The sequence below is a fragment of the Synechococcus sp. PH41509 genome, from assembly GCF_020514285.1.
Classification (GTDB): Bacteria; Cyanobacteriota; Cyanobacteriia; order PCC-6307; family Cyanobiaceae; genus Parasynechococcus.
In genome coordinates this window covers 1-18,873 of record NZ_VTLD01000024.1, presented here as the reverse complement: position 1 = coordinate 18,873, position 18,873 = coordinate 1, and the positions used below count along the sequence as shown (strand labels likewise).

20 protein-coding genes are annotated in these 18,873 nt (G+C 55.6%); 12 read left to right on the top strand and 8 right to left on the bottom strand.

The annotated features are described in order from the left end of the window. The first annotated feature begins 83 nt into the window (after positions 1-83). A complete protein-coding gene (gene mfd, locus FZZ88_RS08305; RefSeq protein ID WP_166016504.1) occupies positions 84-3,662 on the top strand; it encodes a transcription-repair coupling factor in 3,579 nt (1,192 codons plus the stop codon). Between the two features lie 79 nt (positions 3,663-3,741). Then, entirely contained in the window at positions 3,742-3,909 is a 168-nt protein-coding gene (locus FZZ88_RS08300; RefSeq protein WP_006849887.1) for a hypothetical protein, read from the top strand. A gap of 1 nt (position 3,910) precedes the next feature. Here the strand turns inward: FZZ88_RS08300 and FZZ88_RS08295 are convergent, their stop codons facing one another. Genes FZZ88_RS08295 through FZZ88_RS08280 form a run of 4 tightly spaced genes read right to left on the bottom strand, consistent with a single transcriptional unit; the run spans position 3,911 to position 7,467 of the window. Beyond that, positions 3,911-5,263: a S41 family peptidase gene (locus FZZ88_RS08295; protein WP_166016503.1), complete on the bottom strand. Its 1,353-nt coding sequence runs from the start codon at positions 5,261-5,263 to the stop codon at positions 3,911-3,913. A gap of 34 nt (positions 5,264-5,297) precedes the next feature. Then, the gene (ispG, locus tag FZZ88_RS08290; protein WP_166016502.1) at positions 5,298-6,494 is read right to left on the bottom strand and encodes a (E)-4-hydroxy-3-methylbut-2-enyl-diphosphate synthase; all 1,197 of its coding nucleotides are present in this window, start codon (positions 6,492-6,494) and stop codon (positions 5,298-5,300) included. After that, a complete protein-coding gene (locus FZZ88_RS08285; protein WP_166016501.1) occupies positions 6,491-7,078 on the bottom strand; it encodes a uracil-DNA glycosylase in 588 nt (195 codons plus the stop codon). Before FZZ88_RS08285 ends, ispG begins: the two co-directional genes overlap by 4 nt. Then, positions 7,075-7,467: a VOC family protein gene (locus FZZ88_RS08280; RefSeq protein ID WP_226423611.1), complete on the bottom strand. Its 393-nt coding sequence runs from the start codon at positions 7,465-7,467 to the stop codon at positions 7,075-7,077. The genes FZZ88_RS08285 and FZZ88_RS08280 overlap by 4 nt, the downstream gene beginning before the upstream one ends. Before the next feature lie 95 nt (positions 7,468-7,562). Here FZZ88_RS08280 and FZZ88_RS08275 point away from each other — a divergent pair, with 95 nt between their 5' ends. Genes FZZ88_RS08275 through FZZ88_RS08250 form a run of 6 tightly spaced genes read left to right on the top strand, consistent with a single transcriptional unit; the run spans position 7,563 to position 12,803 of the window. After that, entirely contained in the window at positions 7,563-8,741 is a 1,179-nt protein-coding gene (locus FZZ88_RS08275; RefSeq protein WP_166016499.1) for a pyridoxal phosphate-dependent aminotransferase, read from the top strand. Positions 8,742-8,768: 27 nt separating this feature from the next. Then, entirely contained in the window at positions 8,769-9,692 is a 924-nt protein-coding gene (locus tag FZZ88_RS08270) for a putative selenate ABC transporter substrate-binding protein (RefSeq protein WP_166016498.1), read from the top strand. Continuing rightward, the gene (locus tag FZZ88_RS08265) at positions 9,689-10,393 is read left to right on the top strand and encodes a phosphonate ABC transporter ATP-binding protein (RefSeq protein WP_166016497.1); all 705 of its coding nucleotides are present in this window, start codon (positions 9,689-9,691) and stop codon (positions 10,391-10,393) included. Before FZZ88_RS08270 ends, FZZ88_RS08265 begins: the two co-directional genes overlap by 4 nt. After that, positions 10,372-11,898: an ABC transporter permease gene (locus FZZ88_RS08260; protein ID WP_166016496.1), complete on the top strand. Its 1,527-nt coding sequence runs from the start codon at positions 10,372-10,374 to the stop codon at positions 11,896-11,898. Before FZZ88_RS08265 ends, FZZ88_RS08260 begins: the two co-directional genes overlap by 22 nt. Continuing rightward, complete coding sequence (locus tag FZZ88_RS08255; protein WP_166016495.1) at positions 11,895-12,581, top strand: GDSL-type esterase/lipase family protein; 687 nt, start codon at positions 11,895-11,897, stop codon at positions 12,579-12,581. Before FZZ88_RS08260 ends, FZZ88_RS08255 begins: the two co-directional genes overlap by 4 nt. A 54-nt stretch (positions 12,582-12,635) precedes the next feature. Beyond that, the gene (locus tag FZZ88_RS08250) at positions 12,636-12,803 is read left to right on the top strand and encodes a hypothetical protein (RefSeq protein ID WP_166016494.1); all 168 of its coding nucleotides are present in this window, start codon (positions 12,636-12,638) and stop codon (positions 12,801-12,803) included. 3 nt (positions 12,804-12,806) lie between these two features. On the opposite strand, the gene FZZ88_RS08245 is transcribed toward FZZ88_RS08250, so the two are convergent. Next, on the bottom strand, positions 12,807-13,025 hold the full coding sequence (locus tag FZZ88_RS08245; protein ID WP_370520000.1) for a PCP reductase family protein: 219 nt from the start codon (positions 13,023-13,025) through the stop codon (positions 12,807-12,809). A gap of 59 nt (positions 13,026-13,084) precedes the next feature. On the opposite strand from FZZ88_RS08245, the gene FZZ88_RS08240 reads away from it, so the two are divergent. Further along, on the top strand, positions 13,085-13,810 hold the full coding sequence (locus tag FZZ88_RS08240) for a sigma-70 family RNA polymerase sigma factor (RefSeq protein ID WP_166016493.1): 726 nt from the start codon (positions 13,085-13,087) through the stop codon (positions 13,808-13,810). On the opposite strand, the gene FZZ88_RS08235 is transcribed toward FZZ88_RS08240, so the two are convergent. Further along, entirely contained in the window at positions 13,811-14,530 is a 720-nt protein-coding gene (locus FZZ88_RS08235; protein WP_166016492.1) for a TIGR00297 family protein, read from the bottom strand. An 86-nt stretch (positions 14,531-14,616) separates the two neighbouring features. On the opposite strand from FZZ88_RS08235, the gene FZZ88_RS08230 reads away from it, so the two are divergent. Further along, positions 14,617-15,105 (top strand): hypothetical protein, encoded by a 489-nt coding sequence (locus FZZ88_RS08230; protein ID WP_166016491.1) that lies wholly within the window; start codon positions 14,617-14,619, stop codon positions 15,103-15,105. On the opposite strand, the gene FZZ88_RS08225 is transcribed toward FZZ88_RS08230, so the two are convergent. Further along, on the bottom strand, positions 15,095-15,859 hold the full coding sequence (locus FZZ88_RS08225; RefSeq protein WP_206339074.1) for a 16S rRNA (uracil(1498)-N(3))-methyltransferase: 765 nt from the start codon (positions 15,857-15,859) through the stop codon (positions 15,095-15,097). The genes FZZ88_RS08230 and FZZ88_RS08225 overlap by 11 nt on opposite strands. Before the next feature lie 74 nt (positions 15,860-15,933). On the opposite strand from FZZ88_RS08225, the gene FZZ88_RS08220 reads away from it, so the two are divergent. Both FZZ88_RS08220 and FZZ88_RS08215 read left to right on the top strand, forming a co-directional pair. After that, entirely contained in the window at positions 15,934-17,370 is a 1,437-nt protein-coding gene (locus FZZ88_RS08220; RefSeq protein ID WP_166016490.1) for a site-specific integrase, read from the top strand. A 519-nt stretch (positions 17,371-17,889) separates the two neighbouring features. Next, positions 17,890-18,075, top strand: a complete 186-nt coding sequence (locus tag FZZ88_RS08215) for a hypothetical protein (protein WP_166016489.1) — start codon at positions 17,890-17,892, stop codon at positions 18,073-18,075. A 188-nt stretch (positions 18,076-18,263) separates the two neighbouring features. Here FZZ88_RS08215 and FZZ88_RS08210 read toward each other — a convergent pair whose 3' ends face one another. After that, on the bottom strand, positions 18,264-18,437 hold the full coding sequence (locus FZZ88_RS08210) for a hypothetical protein (protein ID WP_166016488.1): 174 nt from the start codon (positions 18,435-18,437) through the stop codon (positions 18,264-18,266). Between the last annotated feature and the right edge of the window lie 436 nt (positions 18,438-18,873).

Sequence of the window (18,873 nt, the reverse complement as noted above, 5' to 3'; positions counted from 1 at the left end):
GGCATCGATAGCGCGGCATCGACCGGTGGAACGCAGCTCATCGCACCTTATTGCGAAGATCAGGGATTACCGAGATCTCCTCCATGCCGCTCCGTTCTCTGGTGACCAAGTTGCGGGAAACTGCACTCACCGGTGAGCTCGATGAGCGCTCAAGCCGCGCAGATCGTCTGTTGATGCGCGGGGCAGGCCGTTGCAGCCGTGCACTGGTCTCCAGCGCACTCGCCCAACGTCGAGGCACGCCTCTACTGGTGGTGGTCCCGACGCTGGAGGAAGCAGGGCGTTGGACGGCGCTTCTGGAGTTGATGGGCTGGAAACAGGCAAGCCTGTATCCCACCAGCGAAGGTTCTCCCTACGAACCCTTTGATCCCACAAGCGAAATTATCTGGGGACAACTCCAAGTTCTCAGTGATCTGTTGGGTGATCCCGATGCATCGTCATGGGCAATCGTGGCAACGGAACGCTGTCTCCAGCCTCATCTCCCCCCTCCAGATGCGCTGAAAAGCACGACTCGCACGCTTCGTAAGGGCGATGAAGTCGATCTGGAAGAACTGGGCGAAACGTTGGCCCAGCTCGGCTACGAGAGAGTCACAACAATCGAGCAGGAAGGAAGCTGGAGCCGTCGGGGCGACATTGTCGATATCTTCCCGGTGAGCAGTGAGCTGCCTGTACGGCTTGAGTTTTTCGGCGAAGAACTCGACAAGCTGCGTGAATTCGACCCAGCAAGTCAACGGTCACTGGATGCAGTCGATGCTCTTCGACTGACTCCAACGGGGTTCGGACCACTTGTTGCCGATCAGCTGCGCACGTTGATGCCTGATGGATTGGAGCGACTCCTCGGGGATCAAGCCACAGAACAACTTCTCGACGGTGGCACACCAGAAGGCATGCGTCGGCTGATGGGACTGGCCTGGGAGCAACCAGCCTCCCTGCTCGACTACATCCCCGACACCACAACAATCGTCATTGACGAACGTCGCCATGGAGTAGCCCACGGCCAGCAGTGGCTTGCTCACGTTGAAGAGCATCACCTTGAAATGGCTGTTGAGGCAGGGCTGAATGAATCCGAGCGCGAACAGATCTGGCCTGCAGTTCTGCACCGCAACATCGACGCCGCATATGGGTTGACCGAGATCTTCCATAGCTTCGACATGGAAGAACTGCTGGAGGTCGACCAGCACCCCAACAGTTTCGATCTCGCCAGCCGCCCCGTCCCGGCCTATCCCAACCAATTCGGGAAGCTCGGAGAACTGATCAAGGGGTTTCAGACCGAGCGCACAGCTGTTTGGTTGATCTCCGCTCAGCCAAGTCGAGCTGTTGCCTTGCTGGAAGAGCACGACTGCATCAGTCGATTTGTTCCAAACGCCGGAGATACCAACGCCATCTCGCGACTGATTGAGCAGAACACACCCGTTGCTTTGAAAGTGAGGGGGACTGCAGAACTGGAGGGGCTGCAGCTGCCGGCTTGGCGGATTGCACTGGTGACAGACCGTGAATTCTTCGGACAGCAAAGTCTGAGTTCGAGTGGGTACGTCCGTCGTCGACGCAAGGCGGCCAGCCGCACCGTCGACCCCAACAAGATGCGACCCGGGGATTTTGTCGTGCACCGGAACCATGGAATTGGACGGTTCAAAGCCCTGGAAAAACTGGCGATGTCCGGTGACATTCGCGACTACCTCGTGGTTCAGTACGCCGACGGAATTCTCCGCGTCGCAGCCGATCAGCTAGGGAGCCTTGGTCGATATCGCGCCACAAGTGAAACGCCGCCTCAGCTCAACCGCATGGGTGGCAGCGCCTGGAACAAAGCCAAGGAACGGGCGAAGAAGGCGGTTCGCAAGGTTGCCCTTGACCTGGTGAAGCTATACGCGGAACGGCAGCAAGCAGCTGGTTTTGCGTTCCCAACAGATGGCCCCTGGCAAGTGGAGATGGAGGACTCATTTCCCTACGAACCAACGCCAGATCAGCTGAAAGCCACAACCGACGTGAAACGGGACATGGAGAAAGAGGAGCCGATGGACCGGCTTGTGTGTGGTGATGTTGGTTTCGGCAAGACGGAAGTCGCTATCCGCGCAATCTTCAAGGCAATCACCGCCGGGAAGCAGGTGGCAATGCTTGCGCCGACAACGGTGTTAGCCCAACAGCATTGGCGGACGTTGTCGGAACGCTTTGCGCCCTATCCGATCAAGGTGGCGCTGTTGAATCGCTTCCGCACAGCATCGGAGCGAAAAAACATTCTGGACGGACTCAAGCAAGGAACCATCGATGCGGTGGTGGGAACGCATCAGTTGTTGAGCAAAGGAGCCGCCTTCCAACAACTAGGCCTACTTGTGGTGGACGAAGAACAGCGTTTCGGGGTCAACCAGAAGGAAAAAATCAAAGTGTTGCGGAAGGACGTGGACGTTCTCACGTTGTCGGCAACGCCAATCCCCAGAACGCTGTACATGAGTCTTTCGGGGGTTCGGGAGATGAGCCTGATCACGACGCCACCACCATTGCGTCGCCCGATCAAAACGCACTTGGCCTCACTCGATCCTGAAGCCATACGAAGCGCCATCCGCCAGGAACTGGATCGGGGAGGACAGGTGTTTTACGTGGTTCCCCGTGTGGAAGGAATCGAAGAGGTGGCCGCTGGCCTAAGAGACATGCTGCCGGGCCTGAAACTGCTGGTGGCCCATGGCCAGATGGCCGAGGGCGAGCTGGAAAGCGCCATGGTGGCTTTCAATGCCGGCGAAGCCGATGTGATGCTTTGCACCACCATTGTTGAAAGTGGCCTGGATATCCCTCGCGTCAACACAATCCTGATTGAGGACGCACACCGTTTTGGCTTGGCCCAGCTGTATCAACTGCGGGGCCGCGTTGGTCGCAGTGGAATTCAGGCCCACGCTTGGCTGTTTTATCCCGGAAACTCCTCGCTGAGCGATAACGCGCGTCAACGACTGCGCGCCATCCAGGAGTTTGCCCAGCTGGGGAGTGGCTATCAGCTCGCCATGAGGGATATGGAGATCCGTGGGGTGGGCAATCTGCTCGGTGTGCAGCAAAGCGGCCAGATGGAAACCATCGGCTTTGATCTCTACATGGAAATGCTGCAGGAATCGCTGGCCGAAATTCAGGGGCAGGACATTCCCAGTGTTGATGACACCCAGGTGGATCTTCCGGTGACCGCCTTCGTACCTGCCGACTGGATCACCGACCCCGACGAGAAAATCGCTGCCTACCGAGCTGCTGCTGATTGCCTAACGGCCGAAGCTCTCGTGGAACTTGCCGCGGGTTGGGCCGATCGCTATGGGGCACTGCCCGCTGCAGTTGTATCTCTTCTCCAGTTGATGGAACTCAAGCTTCTGGCGAAGCGCTGCGGCTTTTCCAGGATCAAACCGGAAAAACCCAACGTGGTGTTCGAGACCCCCATGGAAGAACCGGCATTCCGCTTGCTACGCCAGGGATTACCCCAGCATTTGCATGGCCGTTTGGTCTATCAGGCCGGCAGTGGCATCCAACACAAAGTGATGGCCCGTGGTCTCGGAGTGCTGCCCATGGAGAAGCAACTCGAACAGCTGATGGAGTGGCTTCGATTGATGGCGGCCCAGATTCCCGATGCCGATGGCAAAACCGAGGCGCAGCGCCAAGAGGAGCTGAGTGCCAAGAACGCGGAAGTAGTTGAGGTCTGAGGCCTCAAGTCAATTCTGAGAAAAACGTTACCAACCACGCAATTCTTCGTTACAATGGCTGCATCGCAAACCGTTGAACATGGGTGAATTCGTCGAAATCGGTGCCGGTGGCGTCTCTCTGGAACTGATCAGCGGCGTTTTCTGTGCCACTGCACTCGGTGTCTATGCACTGTTCCAACCTGGAGCGTCCGACGATGACGACTCCAACGGTGGTGGCGGTGGTGGCTTAATGCAGCCAATCTCCTGACTTACTGCAGGGCGTAACTCAGATTTGTTTTTCCGGGCTGGAATGTTGTTCCAACTTCTGAGAGAGAAATTCGTTCAGTCAACGCAGTGATGGCTTGTACGTATTGTGAATCTTTTTCTGTACCCAGGTCCTCGATTTTGAAATTCTCGATTTCCTTTTTCTTGACGAGGGCTTCAATATCAGGTTTGATCCCAAACTTGTGAATGTCCGTTCCATTCGGAGTTAGATATTTAGCAACCGTTACAGTCATGCCCGAGCCGTCAGCAAGTCCACGAACTGCTTGAACTACGCCTTTTCCGTATGTTTTGGCACCAACCAATATGGCGCGACCATTATCTTGAAGTGCGCCTGAAACAATTTCACTCGCACTCGCTGAACCCTGGTCAATTAAAATCACAAGAGGTTTATCTGTTAAGGCGCTGCCTGTGGCACGCCTGACATCACGTATGCCTTCACGAGTTTTGGTGCTAACAATAATTCCTTCATTAAGCCATTGACGCGTTATTTCCACACTTGCTTCGAGAAGTCCACCAGGATTACTGCGCAGATCAAGAACATAACCATCAGCGTCAGAGTTCTCTAATTCTTTAATAGCAGTGCCCATTTCGCGAGACGCCTTAGCATTGAACTGCTTGAGACGAATATAACCAACCTTGTAACCTTTGGGAGAATTGTTTAACGAGCTTTCTACTGCATTAATCTCAATGCGTGCACGTTCAAGTGAAAAATCAATAACATCACCATCTCGACGAAGACCCAGCACGACACTCGTTCCCTCAGGTCCGCGAATTAGTTTTACGGCATCTCCAGTCGACATCCCTTCCGTAGACACCCCATCGATTGTGACAATCACGTCCTTGGATTGAACGCCGGCCCGAGAAGCAGGTGTACCTTCAATCGGCGAAACAACAACGAGTTCCTTGGTTTCTTTGTCGAGACTGAGCTGAATCCCAACACCTAATAGTTCTCCGGATGTGTCAATCTGCATCTCTTTGAATTCTTTTGGATCCATAAAACGGGTGTATGGATCATCAAGGCTTGAGAGCATTCCTCGGATGGCCTCATAAGACTCAGTGGTTCCCAGGTAGGATTTACTCAGCAAATCAGAACGTAATTTTCTCCAGCTGTTCTCGTTGAAATCACCTGAAGAGTCGAGGTAATCGCGATAAACTATTTGCCAGACCTGATCAATTACCTCTTTGGGACTGTCAGTGATCGAGTCAAGTTGGTATGAGTAAGGAAGCGAAAAGCCCGGTTTGCTGAACGTAACAGCCGTAGTAATGCCACCAACTCCGAGCAAAAGCAGAAGGGGTGTTGAACGAAGAAATGACTCCAAAAAGCGACCTCGAGTCATTTCGTCTCCATGCTTACTCTCTAGCCTAACGAGATCAGGCGGGCTCAACCCAGCGACCGTCTTCTTTGATCAACTGGATCAGAGCCTCAACGCCATCAGCTTCCGGAACCTTGCCGATTTCTTCGCGACCGCGATAAAGAGCGATGGTTCCGGGCCCTTTGCCGACATAGCCATAGTCCGCATCAGCCATTTCTCCAGGGCCGTTGACGATGCATCCCATCACGGCGATATCAAGACCCTGCAGATGCTGGGTCGCATCCCGCACTTTGTGCAACACCTCCTCCAGATTGAACAAGGTGCGACCACAACTGGGGCAGGCCACGTACTCGACCATGGTTTTGCGCAGTCCCAGGGACTGGAGGATCGAGTAACAGACAGGAATTTCCTTTTCTGGTGATTCCGTGAGCGAGACCCGCAAGGTGTCGCCGAGACCATCCGCCAACAAAGTGGCGATCCCCGCCGTGCTCTTGATCCTTCCGTAATCTCCATCTCCGGCTTCCGTTACCCCCAGATGCAATGGGTAATTGAAGCCTTCCTTGTCCATGGTGTCTGCCATCAGCCGATAGGCCGCAAGCATCACCGGAGCTCGCGAGGCCTTCATCGAGATCACGATGTTGTGGAAATCAAGCTCATGGCAAATCCGAACGAATTCCATCGCTGATTCGACCATTCCCTCAGGGGTGTCCCCGTAGGTGAAGAGCATCCGCTCGGCAAGGGAGCCGTGATTGACCCCGATTCTCAGGGCTTTGTTCTGATCCCGCAGCAGGGTGACCAGGGGTTCAAAGGTCTCGCGGATGCGCGCACCAATGGCCTCGAACTCTTCCTTGGTGAACTCCTGCCGGTCTGGATCGGGTTTATCGAAAACAAAAAGACCTGGATTGATTCGAACCTTGTCGACATGCTTGGCGACTTCCAGGGCGATCTTGATGCCGTTGTGGTGAACATCGGCCACAAGGGGAACCGTGCAACCCTGCGCCCTCAGCGAAGCCCGGATCTTGGCCATGGCTTTGGCATGACCAATGGAAGGGGTGGTCACCCGAACGATTTCGCAGCCGGCCTCTACAAGTCGCAAGATCCCGGCAACCGACCCCTCAATATCGAGAGTGTCCTCATTGATCATCGACTGCACCACGATCGGGTGCTCACTTCCCACAGGCACATCCCCCACCATCACGGTGCGAGTTACACGGCGGTGGATCTTGGTGTCGTAACGCCGATCCAGGGCAGTCATGGAGCTGAGTTGGAAGCAGTCCAAGGCTCGCACAGGCGATGACGAACCGCGGCGAGATCCTGTCGGGTCAGATCTAGGGGAGCACCTGCAGCTTTGGAGGGATTCCGCAGAAGATACGAAGGGTGAAAAATCGGCATCACAGCCCGTCCATTCCAGCTCTGCCACTGGCCGCGTAACTGGGTCATGCCTCCTTTGATCCCGAGGATTGCTTCCACAGCGGTTGCTCCGGTGAGCACAATCACTTTGGGGTTCATGGCCTCAAGTTGAAGATTCAGCCACGGACGGCAGGCGGCCAGCTCTGCTTTCTTCGGTCGCCGGTTATTCGGCGGTCTGCACTTGATGGCATTGCAGATGTACAAATCACAGGAGGGGTCAAGGTCCACCTCCCGTAGCAATTGATCAAGCGCACGACCGGAGCGACCTACAAAAGGGATGCCCTGGTCATCTTCCTGAGCTCCTGGGGCTTCACCAATCAGCATCAGATCAGCGTTTGGATTGCCGCGACTGATGACGACTGTCTGGCGCGTGCTGGCCAGTTCACAGGCCGTGCAGAGGTGGCAATTCTCCAGGCTTGAACCGGTCATGACATCGAATCAGCAGAGGCCAAGGGAGCCAGCAGCAACAGTGGATTGCCCTCAGGATCCTTGATCCAGGCCTCGGCACCAAAGGCTTCGACCCGCGCTTCCTCCAGAAGTGATCCACCACGCTCAAGGGCCGTGCTGAGAAGACTTTGAAGCTCAGGCAGCGGATCTCGCGATGGATCCAAACGTAAACAGGGAGCCAACGCACGCCCACGCGTGGGAAAAGAGCGCTTGCGCGAGGGCCTGTAGATCTCAAGCCGGGTTCCATTGCCAAACTCAACGACGCAGTGGTGGTCTGCCATCCCAGGAATCAACCTGGCCTGAAACAAGTCGCTGTAAAAGCGGCCAAGGTTGCCGGTGTCATCAGCGGCCAGAACCCAACTGATCTGCATCGCGTTCATTTGTGCGGTGACATCAAGGTTGTCTGCGACACCATTTGAGGCAGGATGATGTCGTTTTAAACGCGCCGCGGGGAGGTGCGTTACTGATGCCACGCCCGCCAGAACTTTCCGATCGGGCCGTGGCCCTGAAACCGTCCTTGACGCTGGAGATCAGTGCCAAGGCCAAAGCGCTCCGCGACAGCGGCAAAGACATCTGCAGCCTTAGTGCAGGAGAACCGGACTTCAACACACCCCCATTCATTGTTGAAGCAGCACAGCGGGCACTCGCATCAGGCTTCACCCGGTACGGCCCTGCATCGGGCGATCCAGATCTACGTGCCGCGCTCGCACACAAACTGACTGTTGAAAACGAGATTCCAACCCAACCTGAGCAGGTTCTGATTACCAACGGCGGGAAGCAGGCGATCTACAACCTGTTCCAGGTTCTGCTCAATCCCGGCGATGAGGTGCTGCTCTCTGCTCCTTACTGGCTGAGCTACCCGGAGATGGCTGCCCTGGCTGGTGCCAGCACAACCATCATCCCCACGAAAGCTGATGAGGGATTCCACCTGGATCTCGACTTGCTGGAGCAGCAAATCACCACCCGCAGCCGTCTTCTGGTGATCAATTCACCCGGAAACCCCAGCGGTCAGGTGATGCCACGGGCCGAGCTCGAGGCTCTCGCCGAACTTGTGGCCCGTCACCCCCAGCTGATGGTGATGAGCGATGAGATCTATGAATATCTCCTGGCTGACGGCCAACAGCACTGCAGCTTTGCTGCAATTGCCGAGGAGATCCGCGATCGTTGTTTCACCGTGAATGGTTTTGCCAAAGGCTGGGCCATGACGGGCTGGCGCCTGGGATACCTCGCCGGTGATGCAGCCGTCATCAAGGCCGCCTCAGCACTTCAGAGCCAGAGCACCAGCAATGTGTGCAGCTTTGCCCAACGGGGTGCCTTGGCTGCGATTGAGGGATCCAGGGACTGCGTTCGAGAGATGGCGATCAGTTACAACCATCGGCGCACGTTGCTCACAGAAGGACTAGTAGCGCTGGATGGCATCACATTGACTCCTCCGCAGGGTGCCTTTTATGCCTTCCCGCGCCTGCCCGACGGGGCACCGGATTCCATGGAGTTTTGTCGCCAAGCCCTCGAACAGGAAGGCCTGGCTGTCGTCCCAGGCCTCGCCTTCGGCGACGACCGTTGCATCCGTCTGTCGTGTGCCGTATCGGATGAGACGATCAACGATGGTCTGAAGCGTCTGAAGCGACTGCTCAGTGCCATCTGACCCACTCTGATCCTCTACGACCTCTGTATGTCTGTTCGAGAACAGCGGGCCGTGATCGCCACCAGACTGATCAGTGGCCTGGCCATCGCGGCCAGTGTGACCAGCTGCAGCTCGCTCCAACAAACGAGTGGGGAAACCGTGCTGTGGATCGGTGCTATTCCCGACCAGAATCCTGAAAAACTAAACCGTCTGTACGGCAGCTTGTCGGAAGAACTCAGCGAAAAGCTGGAGGTTCCCGTTCGTTATGCACCGGTCAGTAATTACGCAGCGGCGGTCAGCGCCTTCCGCACCGGCAGCCTTGATCTGGTGTGGTTCGGCGGACTCACCGGCGTGCAAGCAAGGCTTCAGACGCCTGGCGCTCGCGTGTTGGCACAACGGGATATAGATGCCGAATTCACCAGCGTGTTCATCGCCAATGGCGCAAGTGGTTTACGCCCCTTTACCAGTGCAGACCAACTGGTTGAGCTGAAAGGACGCCGCCTGGCTTTCGGTTCAGAGAGTTCCACCTCAGGCCGCCTGATGCCCCAGTACTTCATGGGGGAAAACGGCGTAAAACCTGACGATCTCGCGGGAGGAGCTCCCGGCTTTAGCGGTAGCCATGACGCCACGATTGCCGTAGTGCAGAGCGGTGCCTATGAGGTAGGTGCCTTGAATGAGCAGGTCTGGCGCAGCAATGTGAAGGACGGTCGTGTTGACCCCGACAAGGTGAAGGTGATCTGGAGGACACCGCCCTACGTGGATTACCACTGGGTTGTGCGCCCCGATCTTGATGCTCGCTTTGGCGATGGCTTCACAGACAACCTGCAATCCACGTTGTTGGAGCTATCGGCAGAGACAGAAAATGGTGCCGCGATTCTGGAGTTGTTCGGTGCTGAACGCTTTATCCCTGCTGAGGACGGCGACTACGTGATGATCGAAACTGTGGGTCGGCAGCTCGGCAAGATCCGTTGACGGCTCTGCTGGAGCTGACCCAAGCCTGCCTGGGTCAACGGCTCCAACCGATCACATTGACGCTTCGCGCGGATGAGCGGGTGGTTTTGCTCGGTGCCAGTGGCGCCGGCAAAACCACTCTCTTGAAGCTCTGCAACGGGGCCTTGAGACCCGATGCTGGATCGGTGCACTGGTGTGGGCAACCCCATCAACACCTGTCGCGGCGGCAACAGCGGCGCATCGGCACGCTCTGGCAGGACCTTCGCCTGGTGGAGGAACTGAGTGTCATCCAGAACATCAACAGTGGAGCCCTCGGACGCCATGGTCTGCTCTGGGCTCTTCGAAACTTGATGGGTCCCCTCGAACAGGACTGCTGTCTCGAGGTGATGAACCAGGTCAAACTGGATGCCTCACTCTTAAATCAGCCCGTTCGAGAGCTTTCGGGAGGTCAGCGCCAACGGGTAGCCCTGGCCCGCTTGCTGCGTCAGCTGCCTGAAATGGTTTTGGCTGACGAGCCCCTTTCGGCTCTCGATCCCACCCTTGCGGACGATGTCCTCAACACTCTTCTGCTTTTACCGGCGTGCCTGATCAGCCTGCATCGCCCCGATCTAATTCATCGATTTGATCGGGTTTTGGGGCTTCGTCATGGTGCCTTGGTGATCGATGCGGCCCCGGAGACGATTCATCGTGATCAGATGGAATGGCTGTACGCATCACCCTGAAACCGGCGCTGCCGCTGATCCCACTGCTACCTGGCCTGAGCCTGCTTGGCATCGTGGCTGTGCTGTTCAGGGACGGTCATGGCGGAGGGCTGCCTCTTCTGCAGGAGTTCGCGGCTGCAGCGGTGCATCCGTCACTCGATCCCGTTGTGTTGGGAAGCTTGCTGAACGGTCTTCAAATCACCCTGGTCATCGCGTTGCTGTCGTGGGGAATCAGCAGTGTTCTCGGCGTGGGACTCGGTCTCCTCTCCTCCATCACCGTTTCGGAGATTGTGACGGGTGTGAGCTGGCCAGCAGTGCTTCTTCGTCGCTGCCTGGCCCCCCTGCGAGCTGTTCATGAACTGATTTGGGGGCTGTTGTTGCTCCAGGTGTTCGGGCTGAATGGCTGGGTTGCTGTCTGCGCTATCGCCATTCCTTACACGGTGCTGATGGCGCGTGTGATTGCTGATCAGGTGGACTGTCATGTCTCCCCTGCCCTCCCCGTGCTCAAGGGCAGCGGCGCCGCACCATGGGCCGTCATCCTCACGGGGCTTGTTCCTCCCCTGGCGCAGCCGCTTTGCAACCACGTTGGCCACCGCCTCGACTGCGCGCTTCGCTCAGCACTCATTCTTGGCGTGTTCGGCCTCGGTGGCTTGGGTACGGACCTCAGCCTCAGCCTGCGCTCGCTCCAGTTTCAGGAGATGTGGAGTGGCCTGTGGTTGCTGGCCATCGCCATGGTGATTCTCGATCGTTGCCTTCGAATGCTGCGTGGCTGGTCGCGGATGCTGATCATTCCAGTGCTGAGCCCTTTGATCGCCATCGCCTGGGGCACACACCTGGATCTGCAGCTGTCATGGCCTGTCGGCCAGTGGTCTGTGCTCTTCGCCAACGTGATGGATGGGTCGCAAGGCCTGAGTGCTGCCCTTGAGATCTCTTGGCCAGCGGTGATTGCATCAACGTTATGGATCACTCTGATCGCCGGTTGCATTGCCACGGGCTTGCCTCCTCTGCTGCTTCTGGTTTGGCCTGCTCAGACCAGCCTCCGGATCCAGGAGTTGCTGTGGGGAGCGTTGCGACTACTCCCGGCCCCGCTCACAGCACTTCTGTTGCTGATGTTGGCCAAACCGAGTCTGGCCCTTGCAGGGCTGGCCCTTGGGCTTCACCACAGCGGTGTGATGGGACGGGTGCTGATGGACGACATTCGAAACACAGGGTTGCGTTCCGCCCAGACGCTGAAGTCCTGCGGCGCTTCCCCACGGGTTAGCTGGCTCTATGGACCGCTGGCTGATGTCAGCCGCCCTTACCTCACTTATGCGATTTACCGAATCGATGTGATCCTGCGCGACACCGCAATCATCGGACTCGTCGGGGGAGCCGGCCTTGGCTGGCAACTGATGGAAGCCCTCAGTTCCTTTCACTGGTGGTTGGTGTTTTGGATCGTGCTGACATCTGCTGTGCTCACGCTGCTGGGTGAGAGCCTGGGCGAACGTCTTCAGGGGAGCTGGAACAGCCGAGCCATGGCGTTATGAGCAGTTCAAACAAAGCCCCCCGTCAGTTGATCGTGTTGGGGGACAGTGGGGTGCATGGATGGGGGGACCGAGAGGAGGGCGGCTGGTGTCAGAGGCTTCGCATGCGCTGGATGAATCTGCCTGCTGCTCCAGTCGTCTATCCACTGGGCGTACGCGGAGACGGATTGGAACGCGTCGCGTCCCGTTGGCGGAGCGAGTGGTCTTGTCGCGGTGAACTGCGCCGACAGACACCTGGCGGGCTACTGCTCAGTGTTGGGCTCAATGACACAGCCAGAGTTGGTCGGATCGACGGCAGACCGCAGCTAGAGGTGGATGCCTATGCCTTCGGCATCAGCCAGCTCCTCGGTGAAATGAAGCGGGAGATTCAGGTCTTTGTTCTGGGCCTCACCGCAGTGGATGAGCACGTCATGCCTTTTGCCGGCTGCCTCTGGTACAGCAATCGGCAGATCGCAGCGACAGAAGCAGCCTTGGCGGAACAATGTCGCGAGGCGGATGTTCCCTTCCTGCCCGTGCATCAGGAGATGCAGGAGGAGCCCGACTGGTTGACCTGGATGGAACCCGATGGGATTCATCTCAACGCCGAAGGACACCGCTGGCTGGACCAGCGCCTGGATCAGTGGGCGCCGTTACGCCAATGGGCCGGACTCGCTCCACGTAACACATCAACACCTATCACCATGTAAACGACCCCCACGAGAACGACTAATGTGTGAGCCTCCTGACATTGGTGATCAGACTTGGGACCTGACCGCTCTGCAGAACGCGCTTCCGGCCATCACCCTGCCCAGCGCAAAACCACACTCAAGTGGGACGACAACGGTGAACTAACTGCCGTTGATATGGCACGGATTATTGACAGGCTCACCCAGCCAGAGCTTCGACGTTGCGATCTGGAGCCATCCTGAAACTCAGCTTGGCGCCATCGCCTGCTTTGCGGACTGGTAAAAGCTCAGATCAATGTCAGAGCGTCCTTCTGAATTCGCCATCGCCTCAACGCGTTTGCGGACAGCAGGACGCACGAAGAAAGGAACATCTTTTTTGAGGGCTGCCAGCGCATCTGGTTGCCAGTCCATCCGTCCAAAACCGTTGCACCCATGATCCGGCACGAAAGTGCCGAATTGCGGCACCAAAGGGGCGACCGGTTGAAAGCGAAGCATTGAACCGTTGGATCAGTTGCACTGATCCCTTGATTTCACAACGTCACCTGCGGCAGGAATCCCGCCGCGTGCTGCCCCCCTTCATTGCGCGGCGAAATCAACAGATCCTTGAACACCTCGGTCTGGCCCACTGCGCGGCCCGCCGCCAACAGCAACGCGGGCCTGAAGAATTTGACGACCTCATTCAGGAGTCGCGGTTTGGGTTGATTCGAGGTCTTGATCTGTTTGATCCACAACGGGGCATCCGACCCAGCAGCTATCTCCTTTCTCGAGCCACAGGTCAGATCCTTCATTACCGCCGCGATCGATCTCGAACGATCCGAATTCCCTGGAGGTTGCGGGATCTGTACGCCGCAGGGATGAAGATTCAACGCGATCGCGAACAGAACCAGGAACCTCCCCTCAGTGATCAGGCTCTTGCCGCAGAACTGTCTGTACGCCCTGAACGCTGGGCCGCTGCAGTGAACAGCCAACGGGCCTGCCACATCGTTGATCTAACACTCAGCGCGATCGAACCAGCAAGCCCCATCGAAGAGGATGAGCAACTGAGCTGGTTAAAAAGCGTTCTGCACCAAGTGGACGGCATGCCGGGCAAGGTGTTGCAGGCTCACCTGATCGATGGCCAGAGCATCAAGGATCTTGCTCAGGCGTTCAATTGCAGCCGTTCGACCTTGCGTCAGCAGCTCAAAGAGGGACTGGCCCTCCTGCGGCAATGGGCGCGACGCGATGGTCTGATGCCCATCCAGACAAGCTGATCAAAGCGCCATCAGCAACATGGCCAGGAGAGCGGCCAGCAGGGTCTGGAGAGCATTGACCAGCTCATTGCTCAACCAGGCCACGCGATCCTGCACCAGGGCGCCAAGCAGACTTTCGGCAAGGGTGGCCAGCAGACCAACCACCATCACCAGCCCAGCCAAGGGCCAAGAGGGAAGCAGCTGAAGCGCCAGCATCACGAGGGTCATCACAATGCTGCCGACGGCACTCGCCAGCGTTCCCTCGAGGCTGATGGCCCCCTCAGTTCCCGGAGGAACGGGGCGCAGGCTAGTGATCAAAACCGTGGTGCGACCGAAGCGTTTGCCGATCTCGCTGCCAAAGGTATCGGCGAGTTTGGCGGCGAAACTTGCGGCAAAACCAACCATCAGCAGCGCGCGGGGCTCGACACCGGCACCGATGAGCAACGCCAGGAACGCCCCAACCGCTGCCGAACCCCAGACATTTTCAGGCCCGCGCTGGCCACCGCGGGCTTCGGCGAGGCCCCGGATCTGCTTGTTCTGAAAACCGATCTTGGTGACCAGAGTTCCCAGGCTGAGATAGGCCACAACGGCAAGCCAGCCCGACCAACCAAGACAACCCCAAAGGATCGTGCCTAGCGCTGCAGCATGAACCCAGCCACTGCGGGTGAGCAAGGGTGTTCGCTGCGCCAAAGCAATCAAGAACGTGTTCACCACCAGGGCCTGAATCCAGAGTCCAGACATCACACCGTGTTGCAGTGCCCTAAGCATGTCCTGCCTTCGGGCTTGGCAGAGGGAGAATCGGATCCGTTCGTTCTCTGGTCGACCGGATGGTGTTCAACAGAAACAAGGGCTTTTTCCTCACCCTGGATGACGCCGCCGCTCCGGCCACCCTTGAGGTGCCTAAGGAAGAGGCTGCCCAGGACAAGCAAGCAACATCTGAGCCCTCGGTAGCAACCACCAAGCTGGAGGCTCCCAAGCCAACAGCCGCTGCTTCTGCTCCTGTTGCCAAGGCCGCTCCTGCTCCTAAGGCAGTTGCTGAGGCCAAGCCTGTTGCTGAGCCCAAAGCTGCTCCTGTTGCCAAGGCTGTTGCTGAACCCAAGGGTGAAGACCGTCCTCAGTCCTCATCTGGGATGACCACTGCGGAAGCTATCGCAGCGGAACTCGCCGCAGCGGACGCATCACGTCCTGCCGTTGCTTACACAACTTTCGCTCCTAGCAACCTCGCCCCAGGTGGCGGATTGCGCCAGCGCAGCCGTCGCCCCGGAGCCGCTCTGAAATCCTTCCGAGGAATTGCCCAAGATCTATTCAAGAGCTGATTAGACCATCTCGCCAACGCACCAGTTCCACAGCACCCGCAACCGCCGCTGTGGAACTGCGCAGGATGGTTGATCCCATCTGGATGGGATGAACTCTTGCTTCGGTAATCAAGCTTTTCTCCGCTGCCGTCCATCCTCCTTCCGGACCAATCACCAACCACGTGAGTTGAAGGGGATCGCCCTTTTGGATCAACCATTGATTCAACGCCGGAGGTTCTGTCTCACGGGTCACCCCCACCAGACGCTGGCCTTGGTCATCTCCCATCCATTGGGATAACTCCTCCACAGCAAGCAGCTGCGGCATCCACAACCGCTCGCACTGCTCCACCGCTTCACGAATGATCGTGGCCCAGCGCTCCGGTCGATGTTCGGCCTGGGGAACACAGCGCTCGCATCGGAGGGGCTGAATTCGATCAATGCCGAGCTCACAGGCCATGCGGATCACCTCATCCATCCCCCGCCGCATCAAGGCCACGGCCAAACCAAGCTGAGGTTGAGGCGGCGCCTCAATGTGCAGCGCGGTCGGGTCGATCTCAATCAGGTTGGATTCCAGCAGTGTTGCGACTGAGAGACGACCGCAACCATCGATGACATCCACCCGGTCGCCACAGCGCAAACGCAACACTCTGCGGAGGTAGTGCTGCTCTTCGGTCTTGAGCAGGACCGATCCAGAATCAGCCAGGCGATCCGGCGTTAGGAGCAGCCTGCGGTGTTCAGCCACCAGCAGGGAAAACGCTGTCGGGATGCTCTTCATCAGAGACATCCTTTTCTACAACAGCTATCTTGCAATGAGGGTTCGACAAAGTCAGACTTTTGTCCAACTGAAAAATGCCCAAAATCCACTCCAAGGCGAAGGTTCTCAGCGGGAGAGCAGAGGTCATTGCATATGAGCGAGACCCTTCCACGTTCTACTACCGAGAACTGATTACAGGAACAAAGAGCTACAGAACAAGAAAACTCACAGCATCAACTGTTGAAGCAGCACAGCTAGAAGCTGTCGATGCCTACTCAGCACTGCGTGTAGCACCAATAGAAGCACCTACAGCAGCTACGACAACACCATCCACAACAACCTCAGCAAGAGGAGTGAAGAAGGTCATACAGGACTACCTGAAGCACCTCAGCTCACAGGTCAGAGCAAAGCAGATAAGTGATGGGACCTATGACGTAGCAGAAGCTGTTATCTACAAACTTGTCTTGCCTTTCTTTGAAGAGAACAGGATTACAAAGACATCAGACATACACATAGAGACGTTTCAGAACTATGTGGTTTGGAGACAAAGCAGAGCAAAGGGTCGACACGGTGTCTTGAAGAACAGCGAGGGTGTGACTGCCTTGACCCTGAGCAAAGAACTACAACAGATAAAGAAATGGGTTAGTCACTACTTACTTCCACACAAGCTAATCAAAGCTGAGATAGCAACAGATAAAAGATTTATTGTCTATCCAAAGGTACGAGCAGAGGACTTGCAAGCTAACCCTGCTATTAACGCTGATGACTGGGACACAATCGTCAACTATGTCCGCAAAGAATGGCGAAGTCAAGCAGCCAAATACAGGAAAGGCTATTGGTCTAGAACTATGTTCTGGAACTGGATGCTTGTGTCTAAGAGCACGGGAGCCAGACCTGAGGAGCTACTGAAGCTGCGTTGGAAAGATATTGAGTATGAAGACATAGGCAGGTTCAGCAAGACAGCGCAGAAGGACAGAATCCAAGAGATGATATCTATGGGTCTACCTATTGATGAGGACAACCTTGATGAACTAGGAAAAGTTAGCCATGAGATTGCTCACGTTGTCTTGAAGTCAGCCAAGACAGGACAGTCAAGGATAAGCAGTTGCAACTGTGTCTATATCTTTGAGAGGTGGTTGAAGTTCCAGCAGAACTGGTCACAGGAGAATGGATACACCTATGAGGTCAACCCGAACAGCTTGGTGTGGGAATGTCCTTACAACCAAGGCAACACATTGACCTACAGCCGCTACAAGCAACTGTGGATAGAGATTAGAGACGTGATTGGTAAGAAGTTTAAGGGTCACATTTTCAGTGATGAGCCATACACGATCTACTCGATGAGGTCTACGTTCATCGAGGACAGCTTGCTAGCAGGTAAGGACATCTTCCTGATTACTAAGGCAGCAGGACACGATGTGAAGACCTTGATGAAACACTATGAGCGGATAGACCCACGCAAGAGATCAAGGGAAATGACGAGCTTTGAAATGGGTGCAAAACCAAAGACTGTTAGAAGGTCAGCCATATAATGTTCACAGTCATCATTCGGATGTGGTCTCCACGGAGACTGATAGGCTCTCAGTCAAGCGCTAGCAAGTGTTAGGCAGCCATACCCTATCGATGCAGTTAAAGCCTGCCAAAGATGCACGCAGAGCGGTGGGTTATCTATACAGAAGGAGCGGTCAGGGATGCCTACAGGAAGATAGGTGTCTGCCCTACAAGGTAGGCATAAGATGAACAAGCTCCGTTACAGCGATGGACCTTAACTTCCGCTCCTTATTATGGTATTTGCTTGCAGATGTAGTGGTCATATTTGCTTTTGAATTTTTCTTGCCTGACTTTGCCGATGAGAACACCATTCTTTATCTCTTTATTTCCTCCTTGATCCTCTGGTTATGGGATTGCAGAAAGAAGAGATGATTCAATAACCGAAGAAGAGACTCCACGCCAAGAGAAATAAGTACAAGATGAACACACCTTAATTTATGTAATGCTTCTAAGCACTCTGCTCATCAAGAGCCAGAGTGAGCTGAAAGTCAGGCAAATAGATGAATCGTCATACTTATATGCTGCTAGAAGGCGAAAAGATTCAGCTAGAGGTTGATCCAGATTCAATAATTACCGAAGACTTCCAACTAGCCAACGGGACAATCGTTCATGCAGTGATTGGAGACGAAGAACAAGGCAAGTTGCTCTCCTTGCAGAAGATTATCAAAGAAGATAAAATGAAATAATTTCCGCTTGCAATGACGACAAACCAATCATTTGCACGGTCAGAAGACTATTGTTTCTCACTCGCTGCAATTCAATGTAAAAACCCCAAAAAGCCCAGTATTTTGCATCCAAATTGTGTTGGACTATAAAAGCTAGTTTCCTTGCATGAATGCAGGTCTTTGCTCTTACTAGTGACCTCTTCTATTGCTCACTTCTTGTTGAGAGCACGCCATGCGACATAACCACCACCACCGAGCAAGACCAAAGGAAAAATCATCTTGCTGAAAGCCAGAAGGATGACTCCAACGATGCTTATAAGCCCAACCTTTTTGACCATGGCTTGACTCTCGTCAGTCATTGTTTCCCACTTGACACGAGGCATGGAGAAGTTGATAGGAAAGATACGTTCTAAGGCTCATTGGCTTGCTATGCAATGCACGAGTGGTCATAACGGTTTTCGGCCCATGTGAGTTAGACATCGAGCCTCACAATCACCCTTGCTACTGACGGGGGAATTGTGGTCCCACCCGTATACAGGAAAAAGCCAGGTCCCACCCTTATACAGGGAGAAGTGGTCCCACCCGTATACAGGGAGGACTAGCCCTTAATTAAATTAAAGCCAAGCTGGGCTTAAAACGAAGTGACAACTGACTGACTTCCGAGATAACAACGGAGGCATGCCGCCAGTCATGGGTACTGGTAAGAGCTATCAACACGAGATGCTGTACCTATTGGGTAATGCATTATTGATGGTCTTCTTTCGAGGTTTGGGGTCCTTTTCTTCTTCGCCGTAAACGTCCTCAGTGAAGCCCTTATGG

Bases quoted from the DNA above. Each gene is read 5' to 3' on its own strand.
- mfd (WP_166016504.1), top strand. From the start codon at position 84: ATGCCGCTCCGTTCTCTGGTGACCAAGTTGCGGGAAACTGCACTCACC.
- FZZ88_RS08300 (WP_006849887.1), top strand. From the start codon at position 3,742: ATGGGTGAATTCGTCGAAATCGGTGCCGGTGGCGTCTCTCTGGAACTG.
- FZZ88_RS08295 (WP_166016503.1), bottom strand. From the start codon at position 5,263: ATGACTCGAGGTCGCTTTTTGGAGTCATTTCTTCGTTCAACACCCCTT.
- ispG (WP_166016502.1), bottom strand. From the start codon at position 6,494: ATGACTGCCCTGGATCGGCGTTACGACACCAAGATCCACCGCCGTGTA.
- FZZ88_RS08285 (WP_166016501.1), bottom strand. From the start codon at position 7,078: ATGACCGGTTCAAGCCTGGAGAATTGCCACCTCTGCACGGCCTGTGAA.
- FZZ88_RS08280 (WP_226423611.1), bottom strand. From the start codon at position 7,467: ATGCAGATCAGTTGGGTTCTGGCCGCTGATGACACCGGCAACCTTGGC.
- FZZ88_RS08275 (WP_166016499.1), top strand. From the start codon at position 7,563: ATGCCACGCCCGCCAGAACTTTCCGATCGGGCCGTGGCCCTGAAACCG.
- FZZ88_RS08270 (WP_166016498.1), top strand. From the start codon at position 8,769: ATGTCTGTTCGAGAACAGCGGGCCGTGATCGCCACCAGACTGATCAGT.
- FZZ88_RS08260 (WP_166016496.1), top strand. From the start codon at position 10,372: ATGGCTGTACGCATCACCCTGAAACCGGCGCTGCCGCTGATCCCACTG.
- FZZ88_RS08255 (WP_166016495.1), top strand. From the start codon at position 11,895: ATGAGCAGTTCAAACAAAGCCCCCCGTCAGTTGATCGTGTTGGGGGAC.
- FZZ88_RS08235 (WP_166016492.1), bottom strand. From the start codon at position 14,530: ATGTCTGGACTCTGGATTCAGGCCCTGGTGGTGAACACGTTCTTGATT.
- FZZ88_RS08230 (WP_166016491.1), top strand. From the start codon at position 14,617: ATGGTGTTCAACAGAAACAAGGGCTTTTTCCTCACCCTGGATGACGCC.
- FZZ88_RS08225 (WP_206339074.1), bottom strand. From the start codon at position 15,859: ATGAAGAGCATCCCGACAGCGTTTTCCCTGCTGGTGGCTGAACACCGC.
- FZZ88_RS08220 (WP_166016490.1), top strand. From the start codon at position 15,934: ATGCCCAAAATCCACTCCAAGGCGAAGGTTCTCAGCGGGAGAGCAGAG.
- FZZ88_RS08215 (WP_166016489.1), top strand. From the start codon at position 17,890: ATGAATCGTCATACTTATATGCTGCTAGAAGGCGAAAAGATTCAGCTA.
- FZZ88_RS08210 (WP_166016488.1), bottom strand. From the start codon at position 18,437: ATGCCTCGTGTCAAGTGGGAAACAATGACTGACGAGAGTCAAGCCATG.